The following is a 7,383-nucleotide window of genomic DNA, read 5'->3' as shown; positions in this document are numbered from 1 at the left end:
TCGACAAGTTACAGCGTGAACTAAGGAACCGCCGTATACCGAACGGTACGTACGGTGGTGTGGAAGGTCGGCTACTCAACTAATGGGTAGCCTCCTATCCGATTTAAAATTTTACGATCTCGCATCTCGGATGTAACTTTTGGCCTCTTTTTGAGTCTAATAGAATAGGGATAATAGGAAGTTTGCTAGGAACAGGCGCCGTTGGCGCCCAAAGCCGAACTCCGCCCCAAATCCAATAGACTTACAGGAGAACAGAAGTACATGCCATTATTCACTTCACAAGCCCGACAGAAGCGTCACAGATTCGTGTTGCCTTTTCTCGCAGGAGTATTGGTGTTCACCGGTCCCGTCAGCTCGGGATTCCTCTCCGTCCCCCACGCCGTCGCCGCGACACAGTCGTCTGCGGTCACTTATAAGCTTACCAAGCAGAGCGAGACGATGGTGACTTCCGGCGTTCGTCAACTGACTTACGCCTGGGTTCCGTCGAAGTCCTCGATTCCGACCGAAGTCCTGCATGTGCTGCAGGTGGACCTCAAAAATCCGTATGTCCAGCTCAACGCGATGGGAGGACCGCAGGGCAGCGTTACGGGCAAGCAGTCGGTCGGAGCGATGACGAAGGAGACGGAGGCGGTTGCCGGCATTAACGGCGACGTGTTCCGTACGGCCAGCAGCACCGAAGGCGTGCCGATGGGCGCGCAGATCACCTCGGGGCAGCTGCTCGTCAGCACCGAGCAGCTGCAGGGAATGTATGCGTTCGGCGTAACCAAAGACGGTCAGCCCATTATCGACAACTTCGTGTTCGCTGGTACGGTAACCGCGGTGGACAAGGGCGTCTCCTACCCGCTGACAGGGGTGAACAAGTCGGCCTATCGCACAGAGCCGGACAAGGGCTACAGTCACGTCAACGCCCTGTACCTGTATACGAGCGCCTGGACCGCGTCCGAGCGGCCGGCGAACAGCTCGACTACTCCGAACGAGGCGCTTGTCGTCGACGGTATCGTAACCGAGGTAGCCGAGAGAGGGGCGATCGCGACGCCGATTCCCGAGAACGGGTTTGTGCTGCGGGGCCACTACGGGAAGGACTCCGGCAATTTCGTTGCCAGTCTGGCGGTCGGAGACCGGATTAACGCGGACTATTCCCTGACGGCAAAATCCGGCAAAACCTACAACCCGGCGGATTTTCAGATGATGGTAAGCGGTCATACGCTGTTGATGGACCAGGGAGCGCCCGTGTCCTTCACGAGAGACGTGAACGGATTAAGCGGTTATGCGGATCGCGCCCGTACGGCTGTCGGCTTCTCCAAGGATGGCTCCACCGCCTACATGCTCACCGTGGAAGAGAACGGCGGGCGCAAGGGCGTCACGCTGAAAGAGCTGCAGCAGATGCTCAAGGAGCTCGGCGTCTGGAAGGCCGTGAATCTCGACGGCGGCGGTTCGACGACGATGGTTACCCGGCCGCTGGGTGATTTTCAAACGAAGCTCACGCATCCGACTTCCTACGGCACGACGCAGCGTCTCGTCACGAACGGAATCGGCGTCTATACGACCGCTCCGCAAGGTTCGTTGAAGGGAATCGCGGCCAGCGGCCCCGAGACGCTGTTTATCGGTCAGCAAGCAGCCTATTCGCTTAAGGCGTACGACACCTATTACAACCCGATCGATCCGACCGGCTTAACGCCGGCCTGGAGCATCGACAAGCAGCTGGGATCGTTCGCCAACGGGATGTTCCAGGCTGCGAAAGCGGGAACGGCAACGGTCAGCGTCAAATCCGGAAACGCCAGCGATTCTCTGAAGCTGGAGATCGTCGGCGAAGCGCAGATCGACAAGCTGATCGTCGAGCCGAGCTCGACGCTGCTGAAGCCGGGCGCGACGATCAACGTTCCGGTGAAAGCGCAGCTGACGGACGGACGCTTGCTGTCGGTGCCGGCCTCGTCGGTATCCTGGGAGTTCAAGGGCTTTACGGCGGCGGTGCAGGACGGCAAGCTGACGATCGATAAAGTGCAGAACAACATTGCCGCAGGCTACGCCATCGCGCGTTATGACGGCTTCGGAGCGGTAGCCGTGTTGGCTTCGGGAACGGAGCAGATGCTGGAAGATTTCGAGGCGGCGACGTACAACGTAAGCTTCTCCGGCACTCCGGTCGAGACGGCCGGTTCGGCGGCGATCGCCACGGGTATCACCGGCCGCGAGTCGTCGAAGGTGCTGACGATGGATTACGATTTTACGGTCGGAACCGGCAAAAGGTATGCCAATGCAGTGCTGAACGACGGCAAAGGCATCGCGATCAAAGGCTCGCCAAGCGCCATCTCCATCGACGTGATGGGCGACGGCGGCATGCACTGGCTGCGGGCGGAGTTCATTAACGGAGACGGCAAGCCGGCTTATGCGACGATCGCCGATCAGGTCGATTGGACGGGCTGGAAAAATATCCGCTTCGACTTGGCCCAAGCCGGACTGAAAGGCGAAGCCAAGCTGGTCAAGCTGTATCTTGTCAACCAGGAGCAGGATCAGGACGAGCGTTCGATGCTGGGACAGATGGCCTTCGACAATCTCGTGCTTCAATACCCGCCGGGACAGATCGCCGTCGCCCAGCCGACGATTGTCATGACGGTCGGCAAGAAGCAGGCGACAGTCGACGGGAAGAGCGTCACGCTGCCGGGAGCGCCGTTCATTCAGAAAGGAACGAATACGAACTATTTGCCTCTCCGTTTTGTAGGAGACACGCTGGGCGCCCAGGTCGTCTGGGATAATAAAGCGAAGAGAGTAACGGTGCTGCGCGGCGATAAAATGCTGGAGCTGTGGGTCGGCAAGGACACGATGACCGTAAACGGCGTTCGTCAATCGATGCCGGTTGCGCCCCTGTTAATCAAAGGCAGCGTCTACGTTCCGGTCCGTCTCGTATCCGAGACGTTGGGGCAAAAGGTAGATTGGGTGAACAAAACCCAAACGATTACAATTCGTTAATTTTAGACCAAAGGTCCTATTCCTCTCTCGTTGGCGACGCGAAATATGGTATGATGTAAACATTGCTAGCTGACGAGATCGGCTTTAGGCTGAGAGAAGAAAGATTTTTAGACGGTGTCTCGAGTAGGGGAGTAATTAGCGTGGATTATCATGTAGATCAGATAGACCGCGTCATTCAGAATGCGATCTCGGTCATGGAAGACAGCAAGGTTCAGGTGTTCGAAATCTGCGAGGCTGCCCGCCGAGAGCTGCTCTCTCTCACGCAAGAGTTGGAATCCGTATTGCAGGAGACGTCGGAAACGATAGACAAGGTAGACCGCATAGAACGGGATTATCGGCTGGCGAGAATCCGGCTCACGGAAGTGAGCCGGGATTTCGTCCGGTATACCGAGCGAGACATCAAGTCGGCCTATGAGAAGGCGACGCAGCTTCAGCTCGATCTGATGGTGTACCGGGAGAAGGAAACGTACTTGAAGGCCCGGAGAGACGAGCTGCAGATGAGGGTGAAGGGCGTAGAGGTATCAATCGAGCGCGCGGACACGATCAGCCTGCAGATGAGCGTTGTGCTCGATTACTTGTCAGGTGACCTGACCCAGGTGACGCGAATTCTGGAATCGGCGAAAAATCGTCAGATGATCGGTCTTAAGATCATTCTGGCCCAGGAAGATGAGCGCAAGCGAATCGCAAGGGAAATACACGACGGACCGGCCCAGTCGCTGGCCAACCTCGTTCTGCGAACGGAGATTGCCGAGAGGCTATTGGATACGGGCGATCTGGAGCTCGTACGCAGCGAGTTGATCGACTTGAAGTCGCAAATCCGGATCGGGTTGGAGGAAATTCGCAAAATTATTTTCAACCTTCGTCCGATGGCTTTGGACGATCTCGGTCTGGTGCCGACGCTGCGCAAGTTCGTGCAGGACTTCGAGGAGAAGACGAGAATTCGGGCTGTCTTCGAGACGTCCGGCAAGGAGAAAAGACTGCCGAACGCGATGGAAGCGGCCATGTTCCGTCTCGTGCAGGAGGGCTTCAACAATGTGCTGAAGCATGCGCAGTCGACGTTCGTCTCGCTTGAGTTGATCTTCCTGGATGACACCGTCCGGATGTTCATAGAAGATAACGGAGTCGGGTTTAATCCGGATCTGGCGGAGTCCCGAATCAAATCGCACACCCATTTCGGCTTGATTGGAATGAAGGAGCGCGTAGAGCTGCTGCAAGGCAAGATGGAGATCGATTCCACGATCGGCCAGGGCACGGTTATTAAGATTAATGTTCCTATAAAAGCAGATTCAGGAAAGGAGTTAATTGCGCATGGAGAATAAGACTGCGGCACGTTCGATCAAAGTGCTCTTAGCCGATGATCACCAGCTTTTCCGCGAGGGGCTGAAAAGAATTCTGAATATGGAGAGCGATCTGGAGGTGATCGGAGAGTGCGGCGACGGCATCCAGGTGCTGGAGTTCTGCAACCAAGAGAAGCCGGACGTCGTCCTGCTCGACATCAATATGCCGACGGAGAACGGCGTGGTGGCGACCGAGAAGCTGCGCGATATTTTTCCGGAGATCAAGGTCATTATTCTCTCCATTCATGACGACGAGAGCTACGTGTTCGAGACTCTGCGCAAGGGCGCGTCAGGGTATCTGCTGAAGGACATGGAGGCGGAGTCGCTCGTTAACGCCATCCGCACGGTTGCGGAAGGACATGCTTACATACATCCGAAAGTGACGGGCAAGCTGATCAACCAGCTTCGCCGCATGACGTATCTCGACGAAATCGGCGCCGCTTCCGGCGCGGCGGCCAGCCGGGAGACGGTCACGAAGTTTATCCCGCGCGGGAACAACCCGCTCACCCGCCGCGAGGCGGAGGTGCTCCGGCTGATGGCCGAGGGCAAGAGCAACAAGACGATCGGGGAGAACCTGTTCATCAGCGAGAAAACGGTCAAAAACCACGTCAGCAGCATTCTGCAGAAGATGGAAGTGGACGACCGCACCCAGGCTGTCATTACTTCGATCAAGTTTGGTTGGGTTACTTTGTAAGGACTCTGTAATTAAAACTCTGTAATACATAATAAGTGAAATCGCGATCTCCGGACGGGTTCTGGGGATTGCGGTTTTTTTGTTGGTTGGTAATGGATTAAGTGAGCTGTTGCTGTACAAAAGGCGGATTTTGAGCAGTTAAAAGATCAAATCGATGTTGATTATGTAAGAAAGATGAACTTAGTAAACCAACGCACAAGATCATGCTGTCGTCTCAAAAATTGATAATTTCGCGAATGGTTTAAGTGACTGGCTAACAACACCCGGAATCGCTGTTGATAATGGAGTGCTCAAAATTAATTCAAGCGTGGGAAATCATCTTAATGTTGCCTTATTTAGAGGAATCAGAAATGCACGCGGGATTGAAGTTACTCTTGGATCGACCGGACTGGCAGCTCGTGTGCGTTTAGCATTTGGAGTAGATGATAAAAATTTCGCGTTTACAGTCAACAACTTGACTGAAGGCGCATCATTTAATTATACCAATTTGCAAAGGATTACCGCTGGCGGTCTAGATACTATTGGCTCTCTCCCGGTGTCTCGCGTCAATGGAAATGACTTTGCAGCCGTAGCTGGCAACAGCATAAAGGCTGTCCAAGGGCAAAACGTTCAGTTGTTCCACAACGGCGTCTTAAAATGCATGCTGTATCCTACCCCGGAAAGCCTGTTTTCTCTCTCCGTTGGCCCGTTATATGCGGGCGTATCTTGGAGAGATGCGGCAGCTGGTTATAACTATACCGTATCAAAGGTTAGAGTATTTCCGAAAGTCATCGATAGATACATGCACTTGTCGCTAGATGACTTTATTTCCCCGCTAAAGGATTTAACGCTAAACGTGTCGACCTATACGTCACTGTTCGAACAAGCTGACTTTGCCTATATTAAATATCTTCACGTTACTTACGTGGCAGTATTTACGCTAAACCTCTTCTACGAGGATTCTGATGCGTGGAATTTAAGTAGCATGACGACCAAATGCAAAGTGGAATTTCGGAAAAATGCAGATTGGTTGAAGTTCGCGTTTCACGCGCAAAACGCATCGTCTAACTATGGGGGTGGATTAATTCCCGCCGCTACCGCTCTATCTCATTATCAGACGATGATGACGGTAATTAAGTCTTTTTCGTCGGGATACAACATCGATAGGGTGCCACGTGTGGGTAATATAGATACAGCTCGGTTGTGGAAAAACGCAGGAGCAAGAGGGTTTTTAACGGCTGATGACAATCGGTCTACTGTCTATTATCTCAATAGTATTCAGCGCGACACGATGCAAGAATGCGATGACTACTTCGATGAGATCGAGGGTTTTTATTTTGCAAAAACAATGACTGAGTATTTCGGTGCCCGAGGGCCATTGAGTTAATGAGCGAGAGCCACTTCGTTAATCATTTAGAGCCACGATGTTAACGGCGAGAGCCACATAGTTTTAATGTCAAGGAATGCAAGCGTCCCCCTTCCGTCCCCCTCTCGGGGAAACGCAGGGAGCACGCCCCCTGCACCCCGTCACTCGCCGTGTGGCAGGTCCAGCAAGGCTTTGCTGGACCATAGAAGAGTGTGAGGGCATTAGGGCGCAAGTCAAGGCTGAAATGAACGCTTCGCGGCCTTGACTTACTTACTATGTACGGACTACTAAATTGCCGAATTTAGCGGTGGCCCTTCCGACTAACACAGTGGCTCTATTTCTTTAACATCGTGGCTCTCACTCATTAACCGCTTGGTTCTGCTGCGCTGAAATAATCAAATGACCAGGCTAGAGGATATCGCAAACGTAAGATCATATTTTGACAATACGTTGACGGACATCGCATTTCAGGGTCAGCAAAACACAAGGATCATGTTCACGCATGCCGATCTTCTATTGACGACCGCTGTGAAGAATAAATTAGTAGCAGCCTGTGAATGGGCGGTCAGCAATGACTACATTTTCGCTTCCCTGTGCGACTATGTGCCGGAATGCTAACTAAATGAATTGAATTAATTCCATAGATAATATAATGTTAAGGAGGTTAAATTATCCAAAGCCAGGAGGACAATCATTGATCAACAGAATTGAGCAATTAGATTCTTTGAGAGGGATTGCTGCGTTAGTTGTGTTATTAAATCATATATTTCTAATATTCCCTGCGTTTAGTGAGGAGATTTCGAGTGACGGTATTATTGTTCAATTACTAACTTGAGTCTTGTGATTTCCGGCAATAATTCTGAAAATGGACAGACGTATTGTAGGATAAGTGATTCGGCTGTTTAGGCAGGGATCTTGAGATGCTTAAGGATGTCGAAAAGCGGCTTCTTCTCTAGGGCTTGTTGGTACACATAGACGATGATTTGCCCGAGAAACTCCTGCCGAATTCGATATACGACATCTCCAAGCGTGAGGTGCTTGTC

The 7,383-nt window shown here is 52.7% G+C and carries 5 protein-coding genes; all 5 read left to right on the top strand.

Annotated elements, in window-relative coordinates; translation table 11 throughout:
* Window positions 1–261 precede the first annotated feature (261 nt).
* The 5 genes from ACFFT4_RS26810 to ACFFT4_RS26790 all read left to right on the top strand — a co-directional run bounded on the left by ACFFT4_RS26810 (window position 262) and on the right by ACFFT4_RS26790 (window position 7,175).
* Entirely contained in the window at window positions 262–2,964 is a 2,703-nt protein-coding gene (locus ACFFT4_RS26810) for a stalk domain-containing protein (RefSeq protein WP_378052112.1), read from the top strand.
* Window positions 2,965–3,104: 140 nt separating this feature from the next.
* A complete protein-coding gene (locus ACFFT4_RS26805; protein WP_378052110.1) occupies window positions 3,105–4,283 on the top strand; it encodes a sensor histidine kinase in 1,179 nt (392 codons plus the stop codon).
* Window positions 4,273–4,995 carry a response regulator gene (locus ACFFT4_RS26800; protein ID WP_378052109.1) on the top strand — a complete coding sequence of 241 codons (723 nt, stop codon included), beginning with the start codon at window positions 4,273–4,275 and terminating at the stop codon, window positions 4,993–4,995. Before ACFFT4_RS26805 ends, ACFFT4_RS26800 begins: the two co-directional genes overlap by 11 nt.
* A gap of 286 nt (window positions 4,996–5,281) precedes the next feature.
* On the top strand, window positions 5,282–6,361 hold the full coding sequence (locus ACFFT4_RS26795; protein WP_378052107.1) for a hypothetical protein: 1,080 nt from the start codon (window positions 5,282–5,284) through the stop codon (window positions 6,359–6,361).
* Between the two features lie 673 nt (window positions 6,362–7,034).
* The gene (locus tag ACFFT4_RS26790) at window positions 7,035–7,175 is read left to right on the top strand and encodes a hypothetical protein (protein WP_378052106.1); all 141 of its coding nucleotides are present in this window, start codon (window positions 7,035–7,037) and stop codon (window positions 7,173–7,175) included.
* The last annotated feature ends 208 nt before the right edge of the window (window positions 7,176–7,383 follow it).

Origin of the sequence: Cohnella cellulosilytica (assembly GCF_042431195.1) — a bacterium.
In the GTDB taxonomy this organism is placed as follows: Bacteria; Bacillota; Bacilli; order Paenibacillales; family Paenibacillaceae; genus Cohnella; species Cohnella cellulosilytica.
This window is presented reverse-complemented; position numbering and strand designations above follow the sequence as displayed.

Coding starts and splice junctions, on each gene's coding strand:
- ACFFT4_RS26810 (WP_378052112.1), top strand. CDS start 262: ATGCCATTATTCACTTCACAAGCCCGACAGAAGCGTCACAGATTCGTG.
- ACFFT4_RS26800 (WP_378052109.1), top strand. CDS start 4,273: ATGGAGAATAAGACTGCGGCACGTTCGATCAAAGTGCTCTTAGCCGAT.